The sequence below is a fragment of the Ollibium composti genome (assembly GCF_004801285.1).
In the GTDB taxonomy this organism is placed as follows: domain Bacteria; phylum Pseudomonadota; class Alphaproteobacteria; order Rhizobiales; family Rhizobiaceae; genus Mesorhizobium; species Mesorhizobium composti.
In genome coordinates this window covers 611566-633265 of the sequence record NZ_SSNY01000001.1, presented here as the reverse complement: position 1 = coordinate 633265, position 21700 = coordinate 611566, and the positions used below count along the sequence as shown (strand labels likewise).

Below are 21700 nucleotides of genomic sequence, written 5' to 3'. Positions count from 1 at the left end.
CCGTACTGCCCTACCGCCCTCCTTGGCAGAGCGAACTGACCATGCTTCTCGGCCGCAACGCCAACGGTCTTTACTGGATGAACCGCTATATCGAGCGGGCCGAGAACATGGCGCGGCTTGTGGATGCAGGGCTGCGCATGGCGCTGACCCGCACGCAGGGGGCAGCCGAGGAATGGGCCTCCGTCGTCATCAGCGCCGGTTCCGATGTCGCTTACGGCCAGAAGTACCAGGAGCATTCGGCAGCCAACGTTTCCGATTTCCTGCTTCGCGACACGTCGAATCCCTCAAGCGTCATGGCCTCGATCGAGACGGCCCGTTTCAACGCCCGCATGGTGCGAACGGCACTGACGCGCGAGACATGGGAATCGATCAATGAAGCCTGGATGGCGCTGAAGCGCATGCTGGCCAAGCCGATCGACGAGCGCGACCTGCCGACCGTGCTCGACGCCATCAAGCGCGAGACGGCGCTGATCCGCGGTGCCTTCTATGGCACCATGCTGCGCAACGAAATCTTCGACTTCTCGCAGCTCGGCACCTATGTCGAGCGCGCCGACAACACCGCCCGCATCCTCGACGTCAAATACTACGTGCTGTTGCCGTCGATCTCCTGGGTCGGCTCGACGCTCGACAACTATCAGTGGGAGTCCATCCTGCGCTCGGTCTCGGCGCATCGTTCCTATCGCTGGGTCTACGAGGCCGAATACAAGCCCACCAACATAGCCGACTATCTCATCCTCAACGCGCGCATGCCCCGCTCGCTCACCTTCTGCTACCGCTTCGTCATCGAGCATCTCGATTTCCTCGCCCGCGACTACAGCGCCCGCCATGCCTGTCACGACACCGCCGAGTGTATCCACAAGATGCTCAAGGTCGGATCCATCAAGGACATCTTCGACGCCGGCCTGCACGAATTTCTGACGGGCTTCATCCGCGAGAACACGCGGCTCGGCGATCAGATCGCCCTCGACTACCGGTTCTACTAGCATGCAGCTGAGGATCACCCACCGTACCGAGTACAGCTACGACGCGCCGCTGGCCTATGCCCTGCAAAGGTTGCGCCTCGTTCCGGCAGACGGACCGACCCAGACCGTGAAGTCATGGAGCTTGAGTATCTACGGGGCGGGCGAGGAACTGCGTTTCCAGGACCATTTCGGCAACGATACCAGGCTGCTCAGCGTCGAGGGCACGCCGCACACCATCGCCATCGAAGTCGGTGGCGAAGTCGACACCCACGACAAGGCCGGCGTGGTCGGCCCGCACCGTGGCTTCGCGCCGCTCTGGCTGTTCCGCCGCGAGACACCGCTGACCACGGCAGGCGAGGGGGTCCGCGATCTCGTTTCCTCCCTGCCGGACGGGTCCGAACTCGATCGGCTGCACGCCCTGATGACGACGGTCGGCGCCCGCGTGCGGTATACGTCCGGAACCACCAGCACAGAGACCTCGGCCGAGGAAGCGCTGAAGCTCGGGGCAGGGGTGTGTCAGGATCACAGCCACGTCTTCGTCTCGGCCGCGCGGACGATGGGAGTTCCCGCGCGCTACGTCAGCGGCTACCTGATGATGGACGGCACCACCGTCCAGGCGGCGAGCCATGCCTGGGCCGAGGCGCATGTCCAAGGGCTGGGCTGGGTCGCTTTCGACGCCGCCAATGGCATTTCGCCCGACGAGCGCTATGTACGGGTGGCGACAGGTCTCGACTATCGTGATGCCATGCCCGTTTCCGGCATCCGTCTCGGGCAGGCTCAGGAACAGCTTGCGGTCACGATCACCGTAGAGCAGTAATCCCCCACCGAAGGATGCCAAGAGGGATTCGATGACCTATTGCGTCGGATTGAAGATCGACCGTGGCCTCGTGTTCATGTCGGACACGCGCACCAACGCCGGCATGGATTCGATCTCCACCTTCCGAAAGATGCATGTCTGGGAGCAGCCGGGCGAGCGGGTGATCGTGCTGATGTCGGCGGGCAACCTGGCAACGACGCAAGCGGTGGTCAGCCTGCTCGACGAGCGCTGCAAGGCGATTTCCGAGCGTCACCAGACTGTGTTGGAAACGCCGTCGATGTACCAGACGGCGCGTCTCGTCGGCGACACGGTGAAGGAGGTGATCGCCTCGGCGGCGCCCGTCGGCGAGAAGGCGGATTCCTATTTCAATGCGTCCTTCGTTCTCGGCGGCCAGATCAAAGGCAGCGAGCCGCGCCTGTTCATGATCTATCCGGAAGGCAATTTCATCGAATCGACCGAAGACACCCCTTTCTTCCAGATCGGCGAGACAAAATACGGCAAGCCCATCATCATCCGCGCTTACGATCGCGAAATGACCGTTGCCGAGGCGGTCAAGCTGATGCTGGTGTCCTTCGATTCGACGCTCAAATCCAACCTTTCCGTCGGCCTTCCCCTCGATCTTCTGTTCTATGCACGCGACAGCTTCAAGATCGAGTTGCAGCAGCGCATCGGGCAGGACGATCCCTATTACCGCACGATATCCGACGGCTGGTCGAAGGCGCTCAAGGCGGCTTTCCAGCAATTGCCGGATTTCCCCGGCTGAGCGTATGCCTTCGTTGGCAGTTAGCTCGACGATAATTTATGTGTTAATTATATAGCGTTGCCGCCGAGCCGGCGGACATGGCGATCCAGGCGGAGGACGGCGATGGACGGCAAGGAATTTCATGACTGGTCGTTGCGCGCGGCCGAATGGGGCGCCGCCTATCGTGCCTCCCTGCGTGACCGGCCGGTGCGCCCACCGATGAATCCCGGCGCGATTTTCGACAGCATCGAAGCCTCGCCGCCCGAGCATCCGCAGCCGATGGAAGCGATCTTCGCCGATTTCGAAGAGAAGATCGTGCCGGGCATGACGCATTGGCAGCACCCGCGCTTCTTCGCCTATTTCCCGGCCAATGCCGCCCCCGTCTCGGTGGTTGCCGAATATCTGGTCTCAGCTATGGCGGCCCAGTGCATGCTGTGGCAAACCTCGCCGGCGGCGACCGAACTGGAGACGCGCACGGTCGACTGGATGCGACAGGCGCTTGGGCTGCCTGAAGGCTTTGCCGGCGTCATCCAGGATTCGGCATCCTCCGCGACGCTCGCCGCCGTGCTGACCATGCGTGAGAAGGCGCTCGACTGGCAGGGCAACGGCAAGGGGTTGGCCGGCCAGCCGGCGGTTCGGATCTATGCTTCCGATCAGGTGCACACCTCGATCGACCGCGCCATATGGGTGGCCGGCATCGGCGAGGCCAATCTGGTCCGCATTCCCACCAAGGGGCGCTGGCGGGCGATGGACACGCAAGCGCTGGAAGCGGCCATTGCCGCCGACCGCGCCGCCGGCCTGCTGCCGGCGGGCATCGTCGCCTGCGTCGGCGGCACCAGCACCGGGGGAACCGACGACATCGCGGCAACCGCCGAGGTGGCGCGACGCCACGGGCTCTACCTGCATGTCGACGCCGCCTGGGCCGGTTCGGCGATGATCTGCCCGGAATTCCGGCATTTCTGGACCGGCATTGAGCGGGCCGATTCCATCGTCTTCAACCCGCACAAGTGGCTCGGCGCGCAGTTCGACTGCTCGATCCAGTTCCTGCGCGATCCCGCAAGCCATGTGCGAACGCTGGCGATCAAGCCCGACTATCTGAAGACGCACGGTCATGACGGCATCGTCAACTATTCCGAATGGTCGGTGCCGCTCGGCCGCCGCTTCCGGGCGCTGAAACTGTGGTTCCTGCTGCGCGCGCACGGGCTGGAAAATCTCAGGCAGATGATCCGCAACCATGTCGCCTGGAGCGAGGCGCTCGCCGCTCGCCTGGCGCGCGAGCCGGATTTCGAGATCGTCACCGAACCGATGCTGTCGCTGTTTTCCTTCCGCCATCGCACACCGGCTGAGGCGGATAGTGACGCTCACAACCTCTCACTCGTCAATGCCATCAACGACGACGGCCGCATCTACCTTACCCAGACAAAAGTCGAGGGGCGCGTCGCCATCCGCTTCCAGGCCGGCCAGTTCGAAGCGACGGAGGCCGACGTGGCGGGAGCGTTCGACGTCATCACCGAAATCGCCCGGCGTACCGCCTGAACCGCGACACCATGCAGCGACAAGGTTTTCCTCGTCGGCAGCGCTTTCCAACAGCCGTCTCAAGCCTTCCCAATGCTTTCGTTTTCAACTATGAATCCGGAAAACGAAAACGGGAGGGATTCAATGTATCTGCCGCCGCGCCATGCCGAGATCGTCCAGATGGCCAAGGACAACGGCCGGGTATTGGTGGAAGAACTGGCGGCGCATTTTTCGGTGACGCCGCAGACGATCCGCAAGGACCTCAACGACCTGTGCGAACAACGGCAGCTTACCCGCATTCACGGCGGCGCACTGTTTCCTTCCGGCATCGAAAATGTCGAGTACGAAGCGCGCCGCAAGATCGCCGCCGACGAGAAGGAGGCGATCGGCCGCGCCGCCGCACGGCTGATCCCCGACAACGCCTCGCTGTTCATCAACATCGGCACCACGACGGAAGCTGTAAGCAAGGCGCTTCTGGACCACAGCGGCCTTATGGTCATCACCAACAACATCAATGTTGCCAACAGGATGCGCGTCTATCCTTCGATAGAGGTGGTGATCGCCGGCGGCGTCGTTCGCGGGTCGGACGGCGGCATCGTCGGCGAGGCGGCGGTCGACTTCATCAAGCAGTTCAAGGTCGATTATGCCGTCATCGGCGCCTCGGCTATCGACCATGACGGCGCGCTGCTCGATTTCGACTTTCGCGAAGTGAAAGTGGCGCAGGCGATCATCGCCAACACACGCCACGTCATCCTGGTCGCCGACCAGACGAAGTTCGAACGGACGGCGCCAGTACGCATCGGCCATCTCAGCCAAGTCAACACCTTCATCACCGACACCTGCAGCATTGCCTCGGTTCGCAAAGTCTGTCAGGAGGCCGAGGTGAATCTGATCGAAACCTCGCATTCCTGACGGCATTTGCGGTCGCAGGCACCGAGGTTCACGATTTCGTTTGATATTCGTTATAAGCTCGAAATAATTCCCTTTAGGTTTCGAGGTGGCCGGAAAGGCTGCGATACGAAATCGCGGGAGGCAAAGGTGGGCGAGTCGCCGATCCCCGAATCTTCGTCATCGGCGGCGGCATGACGCGGTGAGACGTACGCTCAGCGACGCTGATCCCCACCGGCGCGAAAAAGCCCGCGCTACAGCGCGGGCTTCACTACATGCTATGCTATCGCCTCAATAAGGCGACACACACTGCTGGCGCGGCCCATGATAGGGCTGGAAGGTATTGTCATACGCACGATAGGAGCGATAGCGATCATAGCACCAGCGCACATGCGCGCTGTCGCCGCGGTAGACGCGCGGGGGCGGCCGGTCATTGGCAATGGCACCGCTGATGATGGCGCCGGTCGCGAACGCCGCGAGGGGGAACCAGAAGTCGCCATGACGGCGATAGCCGGGACGCCAGCGATCGTAGCCGCGATGGCCGCGCCAGTAATGAGTGCGGCCGCGGTCGCCACGCCAATGCCTGTTATGATGCCTGCGCCAGACATAGTCAGCGGAGTCGACCTTCACCACGTCCGAAGCCGAAGGCGTAGCACCCTGCATCTGTGCGGGAAGGGGAACGGCAGCGGCAGGGGCCATCGACGCGACGGCGAAGCTGGCTACCAGAGTGGTCGCCAAAAGACCCGATACGAATTTGTTCATCGTCTTCTCCTGAGGGCTTGATGGATGTCCCTTTGGTCACGAAACGATCCAACGATCTTATTGTTCCGGTTGCTCCGGCTGGCGCCTCCACGTCGAGCGGCCTTCCGCCAGGCTGACGCAGCGACGCTGGAGCAAAGTTGCGGGGCGGATTCGTGCCTTGATGGAACGGCGCTTTTTCGATTGACCCGCCATGGCACTCTCCCTATGTTCCGCCGCAATTTCGCGGGCGGTTTTTCCCTTGCGAAAGCGCGGCACGGCGGCCCGCCCGGGCGGTGATGCGCAAAGGTTCAGGCATCTTTTTGCGATCGGGGATCGCCCGAAGTCTTGCAGGAACGGGCCGGTAGCTCAGCGGTAGAGCACGTGACTTTTAATCATGTGGTCGAGGGTTCGATCCCCTCCCGGCTCACCATCGCAACAGTCTTGATTGTATCCCGTACAAGACCCGTATCAATTGTACTGAGATTTGCCATCGCTGCGACCGGCGCTCCGGGCCATAATCTTGCCGGTTTCCCGCCACAATCGGTTAATAGCGTGATAAACAATTCCTGCGCACAAGGAGCGGAGTGGGCATCGACCTCCTTGTGACGCGATCGTTAAGGCTCGGCTGACGTCCATGCGGCGGCCAACAGGGAATGGCAGGGGACAATTCCAACATGCAGACCAAGGCGCGCAAGCCCCTTCGCCGTGCGTCGACTTATCTGGTACTGGCCGCGGCGGCCGGGATGCTCGCCGCCTGCGCCACGCCCGAGCCCAAGGCGATGGTGCACAAGAAGCGCTCCAAGGAATACTTCTCCGAAACCGATTACGGCGTGAAGGCGAGCCCCTATGTCGGCAACCGCAAGCTGGTCGGGCGCGACCAGCTGGGCAAGCCCTACCAGGTCCGGGGCAAGTGGTATTACCCGAAGGAAGACAAGAAATACGCCAAGGTAGGCACGGCCTCCTGGTATGGCGATGCCTTCCACGGCCGGCTGACCGCCAACGGCGAGGTCTACAACGTCGCCGACATCACCGCCGCCCATCCAACCATGCCGCTGCCCAGCTATGCCCGCGTCACCAATCTTGGTAACGGCAGTTCCGTGATCGTACGGGTTAATGACCGCGGTCCTTTCCACGACGGCCGGCTGATCGATTTGTCGAAACGAGCTGCGGATATGCTGGGCTATTCCAACGTCGGTACCGCCAAGGTTAAGGTCGAGTATGTCGGCCGCGCGCCGCTGGCGGCGCATGACGAGCAATATCTCGTGGCCTCCTATCACCCCGGCAATCGGGCCCCCGATCCGTCCGTCGGCCTGCCGACAGGCGTGATGATCGCCATGAACGGTTCGTCGCCCAGCCAGCCGGTGAATGCGGCGGCGGTGCCATTCCCGGGTCAGTTGCGGGATTCCGCGCCGGTTCCGACTATGCAACCAGTGATGACCGCCGACGCGCAACTGTCCGGCTTCCCGTCTCTGCCCGATTTCGGCCCCATCGTGCCGTCGCGGCCCGATGCGGAGATGCCGTCACAGATTCCGTTCTCCGTCGCGTCGCTGTCCTATGCCGACGAGCGGGTCAACCAGGCGGCGCAGGCTTTCGCCGCTCTAGATTCGGGAATGACGTCCAGCGACGTGGAACAGGCCTGGAAGCGGCTCAATCCCGGTGCCGGTGCTTCGGCTGATTACATCGCCGCCGGCTCCTACCGGAATGCCGATGAAGCCCGCTCGGTCGCCGCGCGCCTCGGCGCTTACGGCAAAGTGGAAGTCGAGCGCACCACTCTCGATGGCGACGACTGGTACTCCGTCAATCTCTATCCGAACGGGCAGGGTAGCCTGGACGATATGCTGAGCGCGGCATGGTCACACGGTGCGCCGGACGCGCTGGCCGTTCGCGGCTGACAGGCGTTTGCGTCGCCGGCCGGCGATGAGCCGGACGGTTGATCCGGCGCCGACAAGCCTGATAGCTTTGCCGGGCACGCCGCATATCCGGCCCAACAGGGCATCTCCTATGATGTTTCGCCGCTTCCTGCCGCTCTTTGCGGCTTTCAGCCTCGTCCTGTGGGCTTTCGGCATATCTCCGGCCGCCGCGCAGCTTTTCGAGACGAAGGCGACGCAGGCCTACATGATCGACGCCGACACCGGCACCGTGCTCTTCTCCAAGGATGCGGACGCATCGATCCAGCCCGCCTCGCTTGCCAAGCTGATGACCATGGAAGTGACCTTCAACGCCATCAAGTCCGGGCGGCTGAAGCTGGACGACACCTTCGTCGTTTCAGAGCACGCCTGGCGCACCGGCGGCGCGCCGTCCGGCACCTCGACCATGTTTGCCGCGCTCAAGTCGGCGATCCGGCTGGAAAACCTCATCCAGGGCGTGGCGGTGCAGGCCGCCAATGACGGCTGCATCATCATCGCCGAGGGCATGGCAGGCTCGGAGGCGAACTTTGCCCTGCAGATGACCGAGCGCGCGCGCCAGATCGGCCTGACCGCGTCGACCTTCGTCAACGCCACCGGCCTGCCGGCAGACGGCCAGAAGACGACGGTAAAGGACCTTACGAACCTGGCGCTGCGACTGTGGCGGGACTACCCCGACTTCTACCGTTATTTCGGCCAGAAGGAGTTCACCTGGAACAAGATCAGGCAGTTGAACCGCAATCCGCTGCTCGCCACGGACATCGGCGGTGACGGACTGGCCGTCGGCGCCAGCGAGGAGAACGGTTTCGGCATCGTCGGTTCGATCGCCAAGGACGGCAAGCGGGTGATCGCGGCCATGAGCGGGTTGGCCAACGACCGCGAGCGGGCCGAGGAAGCGCGCAAGCTGCTGGAATGGGGCCTGCGTTCTTTCCAGAAGTCGGAAATATTCGCCAGGGACGAGATCGTCGGCGAGGCCGAGGTCTTCGGCGGCGAAAAGTCCGGCGTGGCGCTGAAAGCCAAGGGGCCGGTGGATATCTTCTTGCCGATCACCAACCGCGACCGACTGACGGCGCGCATCGTCTACAACGGGCCGCTGCCGGCACCGGTGGAGGAAGGCCAGCCGGTCGGCGCACTCAAGGTGTGGATCGGCGACACGCTCAGCCAGGAAACGCCGCTCTATGCGGCCGAATCCGTAGGCGTCGGCTCGCTGCCCCGGCGCGCACTCGATGCCGTCGAGGAACTGGCCATCGGCTGGCTGCGTTGAAGCGTGGATTTTTCGGCGCACCGAGACTATGACGGCGTTCGCGAGATACGGGAACCGCCAGTGGCCAAGGGATTCTTCATCACGTTCGAAGGCGGGGAGGGAGCCGGCAAGTCGACGCAGATCCAGCGGCTTGCGCGCAAGCTCCGCGCCAAGAAATATGACGTGGTGGTTACCCGCGAACCCGGCGGCTCGCCCGGCGCCGAGGCCGTGCGGCATGTCCTGCTTTCGGGTGCGGCAGAGCCGTTCGGCCCGAAGATGGAGGCGCTGCTGTTCGCCGCCGCCCGCTCCGATCATGTCGAGCAGGTCATTCGGCCCGCGGTGGAGCGCGGCGCCAACGTGTTGTGCGACCGCTTCATGGATTCCTCGCGTGTCTACCAGGGCGTGACCGGCGGACTGGACCCGGCCTTCATGCAGGAGCTGGAGGCCGTAGCGATCAATGGCATGGTGCCGGACCTGACGCTGATCCTCGACCTTGATGCGGCGGAGGGATTGCGCCGCGCCAATGCCCGGCGTGCGGCGGCCGACGGGCCGGACCGGTTCGAGAAGGAAACGCTGTCCATCCACGAACGCCGTCGCGAGGCTTTCCTGGCCATCGCGAAAGCGGAGCCCGAACGCTGCAGGGTGATCGATGCGGCCGCGAGCGCGGACGCCGTCGAGGACGCTATCACCGACAGCGTGTTCGCCGCACTGGCCGCAAGACTGCCCGCCCGGCAGGCGGCGCCGGCATGATTTTCGAACGCCTAGCCCCGCAGCAGCACGACACGCTGGACGGCGTTCCCGAGCCGGCCGAGAACCCGCGTCTGGTCGGCCACGCCGCCGTCACAGCGATGCTGGCCCAGGCCTATCGTGCCGGCAAGCTGCCGCATGCGCTGATCCTCGCCGGACCGCCGGGCATCGGCAAGGCGACGCTGGCCTTCCATCTGGCGCACCATCTTCTGAAATATCCGAAGGCAGCGGAGGCGCCAGCCGAGCTGGCGTCACCCGACCCGGCCTCCTCACTGTTCCGACAGATCGCCAGCGGCGCTCACCCTTCAGTGCTGCATCTGACCCGGCCGTTCGACGAGCGGAGCAAGCGTTTCAAGACCGTCGTCGCCGTCGACGAGATACGCAAGGTCGGCCAGTTCCTGTCGCTGACTTCGCACGACGGCGGCTACCGGGTCGTGATCGTCGATCCGGCAGACGACATGAATACCAATGCTGCCAATGCGTTGCTAAAGAATCTTGAAGAACCGCCTGCACGCACGGTGTTCATCCTGATCGTCCATGCGCCGGGCAGCCTGTTGCCGACGATCCGCTCGCGCTGCCAGATGGTGCGGCTCGGTCCGCTCGGGGAGGGCGACCTGCTGTCCGTGCTGGAGGCCACCGAGGCGCCGCCGCCGGACGATCCGGCCGCTCGCACAACACTCGCCGAGCGGGCAGGGGGTAGTGCGCGTGCCGCCATCCTGCTCACGCAATATGGCGGACTGGAGATCGCGCAGGCTCTGGACGCGCTGACGGGAGCGAAACGGCCTGATATCGCCGGCGCACACCGATTGGCGGATGCCGTCGCCGGCCGCGATCAGGCGATCCAGTTCGACATCTTCAACCGCCGCGTCCTCGACCTGTTGTCGGAGAAAGCGAGCGAAGCTGCCATAGCGGGCGACCTCGGCCTGGCGAAATCGCTGTCCGACGCTTGGCACGACGCGGCAAATGCCATATCTGAAACCGAGACATACAACCTCGACAAGAAGCAGCACGCACTCGGCATGATCGACCGCCTGAATTCCGTAATGCGCCCGGATTTCTCGGGGCGAATGTGACGCTTCCGTCGGGATGGCAATCGCCGTCCCGATGCGATACTTCACGCTCAACTTCATTCAGGCATTCATGACGGCCCCTCCATGTCCCGCGAAACCTTCTACATCACCACGGCCATTTCCTATCCCAACGGCAAGCCGCATATCGGTCATGCCTACGAGCTGATCGCGACCGACGCGCTGGCCCGCTTCCAGCGTCTCGACGGCAAGGACGTCTTCTTCCTTACCGGTACCGACGAGCACGGCATCAAGATGCTCCAGACCGCGCGCAAGGAAGGCATTTCGGCGCGCGAACTGGCCGACCGCAACGCCGCCGAGTTCCAGCGTATGGCGAAAGCCCTGAACTCGTCCAACGACGACTTCATCCGCACCACGGAAAAGCGCCACTACGCCGCCTCGCAGGCGATCTGGAAGGCCATGGCGGACAACGGCGACATCTACAAGGGCGGCTATGCCGGCTGGTATTCCGTGCGCGACGAAGCCTATTACGGCGAGGAGGAAACGGAAGTCCGCGCCGACAACGTGCGCTACGGGCCACAGGGCACGCCGGTGGAGTGGGTGGAGGAGGAGAGCTATTTCTTCCGCCTTTCGGCCTATCAGGACAGACTTCTGGCCCTCTACGACAGCCAGCCGGATTTCATCGGCCCATCCGAGCGCCGCAACGAGGTCGTCAGCTTCGTCAAGGCCGGCCTGAAGGATCTGTCGATATCGCGCACCACCTTCGACTGGGGCGTGCCGGTGCCGGGCGACGAAAAGCATGTGATGTATGTGTGGGTCGACGCCCTCACGAATTACATCACGGCCGCCGGATATCCGGATGAAAACGCTGACAAATGGCGTTTCTGGCCAGCGGACGCCCACATCATCGGCAAGGATATCGTGCGCTTCCACGCCATCTACTGGCCAGCGTTCCTGATGTCGGCCGGCATCGAATTGCCGAAGCGCGTCTTCGGCCATGGCTTCCTGTTCAACCGCGGCGAGAAGATGTCGAAGTCGCTCGGCAACGTCATCGACCCGTTCACCATGGTCGAGCATTACGGGCTCGACCAGGTGCGCTATTTCTTCCTGCGCGAGGTGCCGTTCGGCCAGGACGGCAGCTACAGCCATGAAGCGATCGTCAACCGCACCAATGCCGACCTCGCCAACGACCTCGGCAACCTGGCGCAGCGCTCGCTGTCGATGATCGCCAAGAACTGCGGCGGTGTCGTGCCGAAACAGGGCGAGTTCGCCGACGCCGACAAGGCGATCCTGACGCAGGCCGAGGCGGCGCTGGCCACGGCGCGAGAGGCGATGGCGGAGCAGGGCATCCATCACGCGCTGGCGGCCATCTTCGGCGTCGTCGCGGAGGCCAACCGCTATTTCGCCGCGCAGGAACCGTGGGCGCTGAAGAAGACCGACCCGGCGCGCATGGAAACGGTGCTGTGGACGACGGCCGAGACGATCCGGCGGGTGGCGATCCTTTGCCAGCCCTACATTCCCGGATCGGCGGAAAGGCTGCTCGACCTGCTGGCGGTGCCGGCCGGCAGGCGCCAGTTCGAGCATGTCGCAGCCGGCCACGCCCTGACTGCCGGAACGGCTCTGCCGACGCCGCAGCCGGTTTTCCCGCGTTACGTCGAGCAGCCGGAAGCGAGCGCGTGATGCTGGTCGACAGCCATTGCCATCTCGACTTTCCGGACTTTGCCGAGGAGCGGGCGGCGATCGTCGCCCGCGCCCTCGCCGCTGGTGTCGGGCGCATGGTAACGATCTCGACGCGCGTGAAGCGATTTTCACAACTCCTTGAAATCACGGACACTTACGACGTAGTCTATTGCTCCGTCGGCACTCATCCGCACAACGCCGCCGAGGAACTCGACGTCACGGCCGAGGATCTTGTGCGGCTCTCCGCGCACCCGAAGGTCGTCGCCATCGGCGAGGTTGGCCTGGACTATCATTACGACCACGCGCCGCGCGCCGCACAAGCGGCCGGCTTCCGCACCCACATCGCTGCCGCTCGCGAGACGGGCTTGCCGCTGGTCATCCATGCGCGCAGCGCCGACGACGACGTCGCCGCCATCCTCGAGGAGGAAACGGGGAAGGGGGCTTTCCCCTTCATCCTGCATTGCTTTTCCTCAGGGCGGCGGCTTGCCGAAGTGGGCGTGGCGCTGGGCGGCTACGTTTCCTTTTCCGGTATCCTGACCTTCAAGAATTCCGCCGGGCTGCGCGCCATCGCGACGCAGGTTCCGCGCGACCGCCTGCTGGTCGAGACGGATGCGCCTTACCTTGCGCCGGTGCCGCATCGCGGTCAGCGCAACGAACCATCCTTCGTGGTGGAAACGGCGAAGGTGCTGGCCGAGACGATCGGCGTCACGGCCGACGAGATCGCCCGGATCACCACGGAGAATTTCTTCCGGCTGTTCTCAAAAATGCCGAAGCCGCCCATATCCGGACCGGGCGGGCAGGGCGCCTGAGCATGGTCGCCCAAGGTAGAGATCGCCTGCGCCTGACGATTCTTGGCTGCGGCTCCTCGCCCGGCACGCCGCGCATCACCGGCGACTGGGGTAATTGCGATCCGGCCAATCCGAAGAACCGGCGCATGCGCTGCGCTGCGATGGCCGAGCGCGTCTCGGCAACCGGCACCACGCGCGTCGTCATCGACACCGGCCCGGATTTCCGCCAGCAGATGCTGATGGCCGAAGTCGATCGCATCGATGCTGTCATCTACACGCATCCGCACGCCGACCATATCCACGGCATCGACGACCTGCGCAGCTTCGTGCTGGAGCAGCGCAGGATGATGGATATCCATGCCGACAGGCCGACGCTGGCGCGGCTGCGCGAAGGCTTCGGCTATTGCTTCGAGACGCCGCCGGGCAGTTCCTATCCGCCGATCCTGCTGGCCCATACGATCGAGCACGACCGGCTGCTGACAATAGAAGGAGAGGGCGGTCCCCTCACCTTCGAGCCGCTGCCGCAGGTCCACGGTGACATCGTCTCGCTCGGCTTCCGCATCGGTAATCTGGCCTACTGTCCTGATGTCAGCGCCTTTCCCGACGCGACCGCCCCGCGCCTGACGGAGATCGACGTGCTGGTGATCGATGCGCTGCAATATAAGCCGCATCCCAGTCATTTCTCACTCGGCGAAGCGCTGGAGTGGATCGGCAGGCTGGCACCGAAACGAGCCGTCCTGACCCACATGCACGTTCCGCTGGACTACGCGACCGTCATGGCGGAAACGCCGAGCGAGGTAGAACCGGCCTATGACGGCATGACAATCGAAATCCCTTATGAATCAGAGTGAAGGACGAGAAACTTCATGGCTGGAAGCATCGAACGCGTGACGCAGGCGGCCGCCGATGCCGGGCTCGCCATCGAGGTTCGGCGCATGGGCGCTTCGACACGCACGGCCGAGGAAGCGGCTACGCAATGCGGCTGCACGGTCGCCCAGATCGTCAAATCGCTGGTGTTCCAGGGCGAAACGAGCGGCAAGCTCTTCCTGTTTCTGGTCTCCGGCAGCAACCAACTCGATCTGGCCAAGGCTGCGGAATTGGCCGGCGAGCCGCTGAAACGCGCCGATCCGCGTCACATCCGTGACGAGACGGGCTTTGCCATCGGCGGCGTTTCGCCGCTTGGCCATCTCATCGCGATCCCGGTCTTCGCCGACAAGTCGCTGCTGGCTTTCGATATCGTGTGGGCTGCGGCCGGCGCGCACGACGCCGTCTTCGCAGCCGAGCCAAGCGCGCTCATCGCGGCGGCACGCGCCACGGTGGCGGATCTGAGCGCATAGGCAATAGCGTCGGCGAAATGCCGGTTGGCGAGTCGACCAACCAGCAAGATGGCGCTACCCCCAGCAGTTTCGGCCATCCTTTAGTTCCATAATCTATCTTATGCGACTTTTGTACCAATCTTGATTGGTCCACAGGTCAGATAGCAAAGGAAATTCTGCGACTTAGTGTCGAAAGCGACACGAAAGGAGCAGATATGAAAGGGTTGTTGGTCAGGTCAATTGTTCGACCTCTGGTTGAAAGAGCCGGAACGGCATTGGCCGTCTGGCTGATTGCGCGCGGTGTGGACGGGCCTGTGGTCCATCAGATTACCGATGCGCTGATCGCCGCGTCTCTGGTCGCGTGGGACTTGCTGTTCTCCAGCGCGAACAAACGGGAGGGCGCCTAGTTCATCGGCGCCCTACTCGGTATCGGCGCGTCCATTATCGGCGGTGTGCTGTCGTCCAGCGCTAAGAAAAAGCAGGCGCAGCAGCAGGCTGAAAATGATCGTGCTGCCGCTGAGCAGCAGTACGCTTACAGCAAGGAAGCGGCTGCGCAGCAACGCGCGTGGGACTTGGAAGACCGGGCGGAGGCTCGGGCGTATTCTCGCCAAGTCTATTCGCATCTGGTCGAGGATGCGGAGAAAGCGGGCTTCAACCCGCTGACTGCGCTGCGCAATGGCGGCGGGGCGAACTACAACGCTGCTGCGGGTTTCGCCCCCCTCTCCCGCCAAGCGCCTGTCAAGCAAGCGGTGGCTGAACAGGCAACGGCGGGAGCCGGTGCCTATATCGGCGAAAGCTTGTCGTCGGCGGGTGCAAACTGGCTGGGAAACTTCGACCCGTACGCGGATGCGGCGCGGGAGTCGAGCTACCAGCTTGTGCAAGCGCAAATCCGCAACCTGAACGCTTCAACTGAAGGCTACTCGCGACGGTCGTTCAACGTCCCGACCTATGAAGCCGGGGCAGTGGAGCGGCGTTCGTCCGGCAAGCCTGCTGCCTTGTCGGCGTCGGCGGGTAATCCGCGTGTTCCGAAGATCGAAGACCCTACGGTCACCAATCCATGGGAGTCATGGGTGGTTGACCCGAATGTTCGCGATGCGGACGCGTTGGAGCAGCGTTACGGCGATGCGGAGCCGCTGCAATGGATATACGGTCTGTACACTGGCGCTCGCGATATTGCGGCCAATCTGTCGGCCAATCGCACGGCAAATGAGGCCGCTTGGGCGAAAAAGTGGGGTCCGAATGGCCCTCGCCCCGCCCCTCCGCCGCTTGTGACCCCGAATTGGGGCAAGCCCTACAAAACCAATCCGGTTTTCCAATGAGCCGCTGCGGCGCATGTGCGCGCCGCCGCGCGAAACTTCGTAAGTTGTTGAAACGCTTCAAGAAAGGAAGCAAGAAATGAAAGCTCCGAACTCGATAAGCAACGCGCGTATGAACACACAGCCGTTGCGGACGCCGCGCACGATGCGCAGACAGTCGGCGCGCGGTATCACGTCGCTCCCCGCTGGCAAGATGGTGCCGATAGCCGCCTTCCCGCTTCTGCGAGAGGACGGCATTCGGTCCGGTCGGCTCCGCTTCTCCTTCGAAATGATGGAAACGGCGGAAGTGCTCATGAACGCGGTGAACGTCCGCGTCATGGCCTATCTGGTCCCGAATCTCGCGTTCGAAAGGTTCAATGGGTCGATGGATCAGTTGAACCGCTCATATGAGGGCAAGCCGCCGGTTGAGGGTGCGGCGGTCGTGCCGTTCTTTTCGGTCGGGCCTATGGCGGGTGGTGCTGGCAGTCGCCCGGTCTATAGGCATTTGGGCCTGCATGTTCGCGATGGGCAGGTAGTCAACGCTGCGTATGCCGAGGCGTACAATACAATCTGGAACTTTCGGGCCAAAAACCGGTCGCCCGATTTGGCGCTGCGGGAAATCTACGAATCGTCGCTGGCTCCGGCGTTCTGGACCCATGAACAGTTCCGTCATATCGTCCCTGACTTCGATCAGGCGGTGATTGACGGCGAGGTCCCGCTTAACGTCGTCAACTCGAAGATGCCGGTGAAAGGCCTTGCGCTGACCGGCGCTGCGCAGCCGGTGTCAACCGGTATGGGCGGCCGCGAGAGCGGCGGCGGCGGCGTGTATGAAACATATCCCGCTGGCTATGCGGTATCCGGTTACGGAGACGCGCCGGGTACGGGGCTGTCGACGGTCGCCATAAGGGCCGCTGCGCAGGGCGTGCCTGATATCTGGGCGGAGCTACAGGACAACGGTATTACCGTGTCCCTGTCCAATATCGAGCTTGCCCGCAAGACACAGGCCTTCGCCCGTTTGCGTCAGCAGTACAATCAGCATGATGACTGGATCATCAATCTGCTGATGGATGGTATTTCCATTCCGGAGCAGGCGCTGACCCAGCCTATGCTGCTTGCCGACAAGACAACGATCTTTGGCATGGCGAAACGCTACGCCTCTGACGCTGGCAATCTGACCGAAAGCGTGGTCAACGGCGCGACGTTCGTTGATATGTCGATCCAGACCCCGCGTATCGGAACGGGCGGCATCGTCATGGTGGTTGCGGAGATTACTCCCGATCAGCTTTTTGAGCGGCAGGAAGATCCGTATCTGGTCACAACGTCGGTGGACCAGCTCCCGCAATATCTCCGCGATACGCTCGATCCTGAAAAGGTCGATGTGGTCAAGAATAGTCGTATCGACGTTGACCACGATGCACCGGACGCGACGTTCGGCTATGAGCCGCTGAACGCTCGCTGGAACATCGACGCTCCGCGCGTCGGCGGGCGGTTCTACCGTCCCGAAGTCGATGCGGGCTTTGATGAGGATCGCCAGCGTATTTGGGCGGTCGAGACCCAGAACCCTACCCTGTCGACGGATTTCTACCTGTGCACCACGATGCACACGAAGCCGTTTGTCGTGACCAATCAAGACCCGTTCGAAGTGGTCACCCAGGGCGACGTGTTCATCGAAGGCAACACGGTGTTCGGCGGTCATCTGGTCGAGGCGACCGACGATTATGAAAAGGTTCTGGCCGTCGCTCCGCAAGAGCGCGTCGAAAAGGCCTGACCCCTCCCCTCTCTCGTTCAACTGACCCGCTAGCGGAGGCGCTAGCGGGCAACCTTAAAGGTCATGAAATGACGATCAAGATGGATAGCGTTGTTCGGTGGACGCTTTTGAACAGCGGCGAAGTGATTAACTTCGACAAGCCGGGTGGCGATGGTGAACGGCGAGTTCGCCTGAACCTTCTGCTGGAAAACAAGACCCGGCTTTATCTTGAAAATGGCGATGGGCCGCGGCTGCTGGCGGTCGCCGGGCCCGGCCGGGAGACAATCGAATATTCGATTGCCGGGGTCCATGCGGTCTACCCCGAACCCGATGTTGGCGAGGTCTATTACCAGTCTGCGGAGACCGAACCGGCCTATGCGGAGGTGGTTGACCCTGTGATCTTCACGAAGATTGCGCAGCGCCGCCACCGCAACCCGGAACTCGAAGAAATGATGTTCCTCATGAACCAGAACATGGAACGGCGGCTGGCGCAGCAGTCCGCTGAAATCGAGGCGGCCTATCAGCGCCGCCGTGCGGAGGAGGAAGCAGCACGTGCAGCCGAAACAGTCGTCACCGACACTACGGGAGCGCCTGCAAGCGCTGGTTCGGGAGAAGTATCAGCACCGGTCGCAGGCGAACCCGGACCCGCACCGGAGCCCGGAGGCTCGGACGATGGCGAACCTGCGGCAAGCTGACTTCGACACGTCGCCCCCTGCCCCGGACGTTGTTCCGGGGCTTGGGGGCAGCGCCTACGCCGATGAGCTGCGCGGGATGATAGACCGCTCGTTCTGCTTCTCCGAAGCGTACGGGGTCCAGCAAGGCCGTGCAGACCGGACGGGTGCGCAGCCGGATATTCTCGAATTTGAGCGAAGGCTAATAAAGCGCGCGTTCAAGCTCGGTATCCCTCTCTGGGCACATACGGTCATCCGCACGTCTGCGGACCAGAACGCCGCGTTCCGTGCGGGCCATAGCAAGGCCCGCGCGGGGCAAAGCCCTCATAACTATGGCGCGGCTGTGGACTTGGTCCATGGCACCAAAGCGTGGGCTCTGACGCCTAGGCAGTGGGCGATTATCGGCCACCTCGGAAAGGAGGTGGCCGCGCAATCCGGCTTGCAAATCACATGGGGCGGTGACTGGGAGTTCTATGACCCGGCCCATTGGGAGTTGACGCATTGGCGGGCGATCCGCGCCGCCTATGCGGACGGCGAGGACTGGGATGGGCGCAAGTAGCGCCCTCCCCGGCTGGCGAGAAAATCTCTAGTAGTTTTCTCGCCAGCCAAGCACTCATCTCTTGGTCCAATGTGCATTTAGTGACAGGACGCGAAAACCATGTGCATCAATCCAAGCAAAGTCCCTGACGTTGGTTTCGTGGCCTGTCGCAAATGCTGGCAATGTTTGGAACGCAAGGTTGATGATTGGGTCGGTCGAAACATTGCCGAGGGAAAAACTGCCACGGCGGCGCATGTTGTGACGCTGACCTACGGTGAAGACCTGACGATTGGCGGTATCGACCATATCAGGGCGGCGGTTTTGACCTATTCCGACGTGCAGAAGTACCTCAAGTACCTGCGCGTCGATGGATATCCGGTGCGCTACTTCGTCGTGGGCGAGTATGGCTCGAAAAAGGGCCGTGCGCACTGGCATATCGTGCTGTACTGGCAAGGCGACGTCCCCGACCATGTTCTCCGTGAGAACTTTAAGGAAAAGCACTGGCCGCACGGCTGGTCCTATTGGGACAAGGTGTCGCCGGAGGCGATCCGCTACGCCTGCAAGTATCTGCAAAAGGACATGGGCGACGACGCCCGACAGGGCTTCGGCCCGATGCCTTCGAAAAAGCCTCCCCTCGGAGACGCCTATTTCCGCGATCTGGCGGAAAGGTACGTCGATGCGGGCTTGGCACCGCAAGATTTGTTTTACTCGTTCTCTGATGTGCGCCGTGTCCCAAACGGGACAAGGGGCAAAACGGTAAAGGTGTTCCGGGAGGCGTCTAAGCCAATACAGTTCATGATGAGCGGCAAGACGGCTGATAATTTCTGCCGGTACTTCGTTGAAGCATGGCGGGCTCGATATAATGATGAGCCGCCGCAATCGCCCGTCATCTGGCATTGGCTGAACAAGGGCCTTGAACGCTATGTGGAAAGCGTCACGCTTCCACAATTCGCGGGGCTCGCCCGCGTGCCGGTCCCTTGGGCTCCTCCTCCGGGCGGAACGGAGCCGTTCTTTGACGAGTACGTCAATTGTTATTGGTCGGACGTTGATGGCGTCCGACTGTGGTTCTCATACGATACGGGAGGTGACCTAGGATGGCACGAAAAAGTAAGGCCCGACGCCATGAAACAAAGGCAGCGGGACGCTCAAGCGGCCCTCATTCAAAAAGGCCGGTATCTCGCAATGAGCCGGGGCGAGTAGCCTCACCGCTGGCATGGTCCGCCCCTTCTCTCAAGAGCCCGTCTAAGAAACGTCTGGCGATCCCGACTAGGGATCGCTCTTACCATGACCGGATCAACGGCGGAGCCGTGCGGTCATCCCTGCGCGAACCTGTGGTGTCGCCCCTACCCTCTCCCGCTGCTAAGCGGAGCCCTCCGAAAACTCTTAAGCTGGAAAAGCAGCGAACCCGCTCAAACCTATCTTTAGTTCATGCAGTCAAGGAGCCTGACGCAAGGAAGTCGTCTGAAAAGGCGCGCGACGGTGTACACTGCAAGGAACGTCCTGATAGTAAGAAAGCCGCTCGCTCGAAGGGCGGCGGCGTTAAGCGGTTCGTGCCGTGGTGTGATCGGAGGGGGTGATGGATAAGACGTTGTCAACGGTGGCGATCTGGATGTTGATATTAATGGTCGGGATAATGTTTTTTCATTCTTGACAGGTAACACCCAAATCAGATTCAGGTGGTTACTGTCACTAAGTCATTGAAATTCCGATTTCTATCTTATGCGACTTTGATCTATGAGGAAGCCGAGGCGCAAAGGCGCTGGCGCAACCGCGTCGATTTGCGTATCAAGCCCCTGCCTCCAACCGGCGCTCCATCACGCAACGCCGAACGCTGAAAGCCTCTCCATGTTCGAAGACCTGAAGCCCGCCCCCGCAGACAAGATCCTGGCCCTGATCGGGCTCTACCGTGCCGATGAGCGCCCGAACAAGGTCGATCTCGGCGTCGGCGTCTACAAGGACAACGCCGGCAAGACGCCGGTCATGCGTGCCGTTCGCGAAGCCGAGAAGCGGCTGCTCGCCGATCAGGACAGCAAGTCCTATCTCGGGCTCGCCGGCGATACGGCTTTCAACGAGGCAATGGCCAAACTCGTCTTCGGCGCGAACGCCGATACGACGCGCATCCGCGCCGCCCAGACACCGGGCGGCTCCGGCGCGCTCAGGCTTGTCGCCGAACTGTTGAAGCACGCCCGGCCTGACGCGACCGTGTGGGTGTCGGACCCGACATGGGTGAACCACATCGCGATCCTGCGCGCCGCGGGACTCCAGGTTCGGGAATACCCCTATTTCGATGCCGAGACCGGAACCGTTCGTTTCGACGCCATGCTGGCGGCGCTGAAGGGCGCGCCCGCAGGCGATGTGATCCTGCTGCATGGCTGTTGCCACAACCCGACGGGCGCCAATCTCGACGCCAGCCAGTGGACGGCCGTTGCCGGCCTGCTGGTTGAAAAGAACCTGCTGCCGTTCATCGACATCGCCTATCAGGGTTTTGGCGACGGCCTCGATGCCGATGCCGAAGGCCTGCGCATCGTCGCCGCCAAGGTGCCAGAGATGGTCGTGGCGGCAAGCTGCTCGAAGAACTTCGCCGTCTACCGCGACCGCGTCGGTGCAGCCATGGTCATGACGGCGAATGCCGCACAGGCCGACATCGCTTCGAGCCAGATGCTTGCCGGCGCGCGCACGCTCTATTCCATGCCGCCGGACCATGGCGCCGCCGCGGTGCGTATGGTCTTGCAGGACCCTGCCCTGCGCGCCGACTGGCAGGCCGAACTGGAAGAAATGCGCCAGCGCATGCTTTTGCTCAGGCAGCGTTTCGCCGAGGCGCTGCGCCGCCAGTCCAACTCCGACAGGTTCGATTTCATCGCCGGCCATCGCGGCATGTTCTCGCGCCTCGGCCTGACGGAAAGCCAGGTGCAGCGCCTGCGCGAGGAGCATGCCGTCTATATGGTCAGCGACAGCCGCATCAACGTCGCCGGCCTGCCGGAGAACGGACTGGAAGAGCTGGCCAAGGCCGTCGTCTCGGTGCTTGACTGATAGCGGCGGCGGCTGTGGACAACATGGCCGCCGCTTCCGGTCCGCAAT

General features: G+C 62.7%; 21 protein-coding genes and 1 tRNA gene. 21 read left to right on the top strand and 1 reads right to left on the bottom strand.

Annotated elements, in window-relative coordinates:
- Positions 1-41 precede the first annotated feature (41 nt).
- The 5 genes from E6C48_RS03010 (at position 42) to E6C48_RS02990 (ending at position 4948) form a co-directional block, all read left to right on the top strand.
- Positions 42-983 (top strand): alpha-E domain-containing protein, encoded by a 942-nt coding sequence (locus E6C48_RS03010; RefSeq protein ID WP_136354015.1) that lies wholly within the window; start codon positions 42-44, stop codon positions 981-983.
- Position 984: 1 nt separating this feature from the next.
- Positions 985-1779 carry a transglutaminase family protein gene (locus E6C48_RS03005; protein WP_136353822.1) on the top strand — a complete coding sequence of 265 codons (795 nt, stop codon included), beginning with the start codon at positions 985-987 and terminating at the stop codon, positions 1777-1779.
- A 31-nt stretch (positions 1780-1810) separates the two neighbouring features.
- Entirely contained in the window at positions 1811-2542 is a 732-nt protein-coding gene (locus E6C48_RS03000; RefSeq protein ID WP_136353820.1) for a proteasome-type protease, read from the top strand.
- A gap of 102 nt (positions 2543-2644) precedes the next feature.
- Positions 2645-4057: a pyridoxal phosphate-dependent decarboxylase family protein gene (locus tag E6C48_RS02995; RefSeq protein WP_136353818.1), complete on the top strand. Its 1413-nt coding sequence runs from the start codon at positions 2645-2647 to the stop codon at positions 4055-4057.
- Positions 4058-4180: 123 nt separating this feature from the next.
- Entirely contained in the window at positions 4181-4948 is a 768-nt protein-coding gene (locus E6C48_RS02990; protein ID WP_136353816.1) for a DeoR/GlpR family DNA-binding transcription regulator, read from the top strand.
- Positions 4949-5215: 267 nt separating this feature from the next.
- On the opposite strand, the gene E6C48_RS02985 is transcribed toward E6C48_RS02990, so the two are convergent.
- Positions 5216-5686, bottom strand: a complete 471-nt coding sequence (locus E6C48_RS02985) for a BA14K family protein (RefSeq protein WP_136353814.1) — start codon at positions 5684-5686, stop codon at positions 5216-5218.
- 334 nt (positions 5687-6020) lie between these two features.
- Here E6C48_RS02985 and E6C48_RS02980 point away from each other — a divergent pair.
- From E6C48_RS02980 to E6C48_RS02905, 16 genes are all read left to right on the top strand, one after another.
- Positions 6021-6095 (top strand) — tRNA-Lys (locus E6C48_RS02980).
- 244 nt (positions 6096-6339) lie between these two features.
- Positions 6340-7557 (top strand): septal ring lytic transglycosylase RlpA family protein, encoded by a 1218-nt coding sequence (locus tag E6C48_RS02975; protein WP_136353812.1) that lies wholly within the window; start codon positions 6340-6342, stop codon positions 7555-7557.
- A gap of 109 nt (positions 7558-7666) precedes the next feature.
- Entirely contained in the window at positions 7667-8833 is a 1167-nt protein-coding gene (locus E6C48_RS02970; RefSeq protein WP_136353810.1) for a D-alanyl-D-alanine carboxypeptidase family protein, read from the top strand.
- Positions 8834-8893: 60 nt separating this feature from the next.
- Positions 8894-9562, top strand: coding sequence for a dTMP kinase (gene tmk / locus E6C48_RS02965; protein WP_136353808.1), 669 nt, complete (start codon positions 8894-8896; stop codon positions 9560-9562).
- Positions 9559-10632 carry a DNA polymerase III subunit delta' gene (locus tag E6C48_RS02960; protein WP_136353806.1) on the top strand — a complete coding sequence of 358 codons (1074 nt, stop codon included), beginning with the start codon at positions 9559-9561 and terminating at the stop codon, positions 10630-10632. Before tmk ends, E6C48_RS02960 begins: the two co-directional genes overlap by 4 nt.
- An 81-nt stretch (positions 10633-10713) precedes the next feature.
- Positions 10714-12267 carry a methionine--tRNA ligase gene (gene metG / locus E6C48_RS02955; protein WP_136353804.1) on the top strand — a complete coding sequence of 518 codons (1554 nt, stop codon included), beginning with the start codon at positions 10714-10716 and terminating at the stop codon, positions 12265-12267.
- Positions 12267-13076 carry a TatD family hydrolase gene (locus tag E6C48_RS02950; RefSeq protein ID WP_136354013.1) on the top strand — a complete coding sequence of 270 codons (810 nt, stop codon included), beginning with the start codon at positions 12267-12269 and terminating at the stop codon, positions 13074-13076. The genes metG and E6C48_RS02950 overlap by 1 nt, the downstream gene beginning before the upstream one ends.
- Before the next feature lie 2 nt (positions 13077-13078).
- Positions 13079-13906 carry an MBL fold metallo-hydrolase gene (locus E6C48_RS02945; RefSeq protein WP_136353802.1) on the top strand — a complete coding sequence of 276 codons (828 nt, stop codon included), beginning with the start codon at positions 13079-13081 and terminating at the stop codon, positions 13904-13906.
- 15 nt (positions 13907-13921) lie between these two features.
- Positions 13922-14392, top strand: a complete 471-nt coding sequence (locus tag E6C48_RS02940; protein WP_136353800.1) for a YbaK/EbsC family protein — start codon at positions 13922-13924, stop codon at positions 14390-14392.
- Positions 14393-14586: 194 nt separating this feature from the next.
- Positions 14587-14778 (top strand): hypothetical protein, encoded by a 192-nt coding sequence (locus E6C48_RS02935; RefSeq protein ID WP_136353797.1) that lies wholly within the window; start codon positions 14587-14589, stop codon positions 14776-14778.
- Between the two features lie 45 nt (positions 14779-14823).
- Complete coding sequence (locus tag E6C48_RS02930) at positions 14824-15690, top strand: hypothetical protein (protein ID WP_136353795.1); 867 nt, start codon at positions 14824-14826, stop codon at positions 15688-15690.
- Positions 15691-15766: 76 nt separating this feature from the next.
- Positions 15767-17434, top strand: coding sequence for a major capsid protein (locus tag E6C48_RS02925; RefSeq protein ID WP_136353793.1), 1668 nt, complete (start codon positions 15767-15769; stop codon positions 17432-17434).
- 68 nt (positions 17435-17502) lie between these two features.
- Complete coding sequence (locus E6C48_RS02920) at positions 17503-18108, top strand: hypothetical protein (RefSeq protein WP_136353791.1); 606 nt, start codon at positions 17503-17505, stop codon at positions 18106-18108.
- A complete protein-coding gene (locus tag E6C48_RS02915) occupies positions 18086-18643 on the top strand; it encodes a M15 family metallopeptidase (protein WP_136353789.1) in 558 nt (185 codons plus the stop codon). The genes E6C48_RS02920 and E6C48_RS02915 overlap by 23 nt, the downstream gene beginning before the upstream one ends.
- Positions 18644-18742: 99 nt before the next feature.
- A complete protein-coding gene (locus tag E6C48_RS02910; RefSeq protein ID WP_136353787.1) occupies positions 18743-19822 on the top strand; it encodes a rolling circle replication-associated protein in 1080 nt (359 codons plus the stop codon).
- A 645-nt stretch (positions 19823-20467) separates the two neighbouring features.
- On the top strand, positions 20468-21652 hold the full coding sequence (locus E6C48_RS02905; protein WP_136353785.1) for an amino acid aminotransferase: 1185 nt from the start codon (positions 20468-20470) through the stop codon (positions 21650-21652).
- Positions 21653-21700: the final 48 nt, after the last annotated feature.

Coding starts and splice junctions, on each gene's coding strand:
- E6C48_RS03010 (WP_136354015.1), top strand. CDS start 42: ATGCTTCTCGGCCGCAACGCCAACGGTCTTTACTGGATGAACCGCTAT.
- E6C48_RS03005 (WP_136353822.1), top strand. CDS start 985: ATGCAGCTGAGGATCACCCACCGTACCGAGTACAGCTACGACGCGCCG.
- E6C48_RS03000 (WP_136353820.1), top strand. CDS start 1,811: ATGACCTATTGCGTCGGATTGAAGATCGACCGTGGCCTCGTGTTCATG.
- E6C48_RS02995 (WP_136353818.1), top strand. CDS start 2,645: ATGGACGGCAAGGAATTTCATGACTGGTCGTTGCGCGCGGCCGAATGG.
- E6C48_RS02990 (WP_136353816.1), top strand. CDS start 4,181: ATGTATCTGCCGCCGCGCCATGCCGAGATCGTCCAGATGGCCAAGGAC.
- E6C48_RS02985 (WP_136353814.1), bottom strand. CDS start 5,686: ATGAACAAATTCGTATCGGGTCTTTTGGCGACCACTCTGGTAGCCAGC.
- E6C48_RS02975 (WP_136353812.1), top strand. CDS start 6,340: ATGCAGACCAAGGCGCGCAAGCCCCTTCGCCGTGCGTCGACTTATCTG.
- E6C48_RS02970 (WP_136353810.1), top strand. CDS start 7,667: ATGATGTTTCGCCGCTTCCTGCCGCTCTTTGCGGCTTTCAGCCTCGTC.
- E6C48_RS02960 (WP_136353806.1), top strand. CDS start 9,559: ATGATTTTCGAACGCCTAGCCCCGCAGCAGCACGACACGCTGGACGGC.
- metG (WP_136353804.1), top strand. CDS start 10,714: ATGTCCCGCGAAACCTTCTACATCACCACGGCCATTTCCTATCCCAAC.
- E6C48_RS02950 (WP_136354013.1), top strand. CDS start 12,267: ATGCTGGTCGACAGCCATTGCCATCTCGACTTTCCGGACTTTGCCGAG.
- E6C48_RS02945 (WP_136353802.1), top strand. CDS start 13,079: ATGGTCGCCCAAGGTAGAGATCGCCTGCGCCTGACGATTCTTGGCTGC.
- E6C48_RS02940 (WP_136353800.1), top strand. CDS start 13,922: ATGGCTGGAAGCATCGAACGCGTGACGCAGGCGGCCGCCGATGCCGGG.
- E6C48_RS02935 (WP_136353797.1), top strand. CDS start 14,587: ATGAAAGGGTTGTTGGTCAGGTCAATTGTTCGACCTCTGGTTGAAAGA.
- E6C48_RS02925 (WP_136353793.1), top strand. CDS start 15,767: ATGAAAGCTCCGAACTCGATAAGCAACGCGCGTATGAACACACAGCCG.
- E6C48_RS02920 (WP_136353791.1), top strand. CDS start 17,503: ATGACGATCAAGATGGATAGCGTTGTTCGGTGGACGCTTTTGAACAGC.
- E6C48_RS02915 (WP_136353789.1), top strand. CDS start 18,086: ATGGCGAACCTGCGGCAAGCTGACTTCGACACGTCGCCCCCTGCCCCG.
- E6C48_RS02910 (WP_136353787.1), top strand. CDS start 18,743: ATGTGCATCAATCCAAGCAAAGTCCCTGACGTTGGTTTCGTGGCCTGT.
- E6C48_RS02905 (WP_136353785.1), top strand. CDS start 20,468: ATGTTCGAAGACCTGAAGCCCGCCCCCGCAGACAAGATCCTGGCCCTG.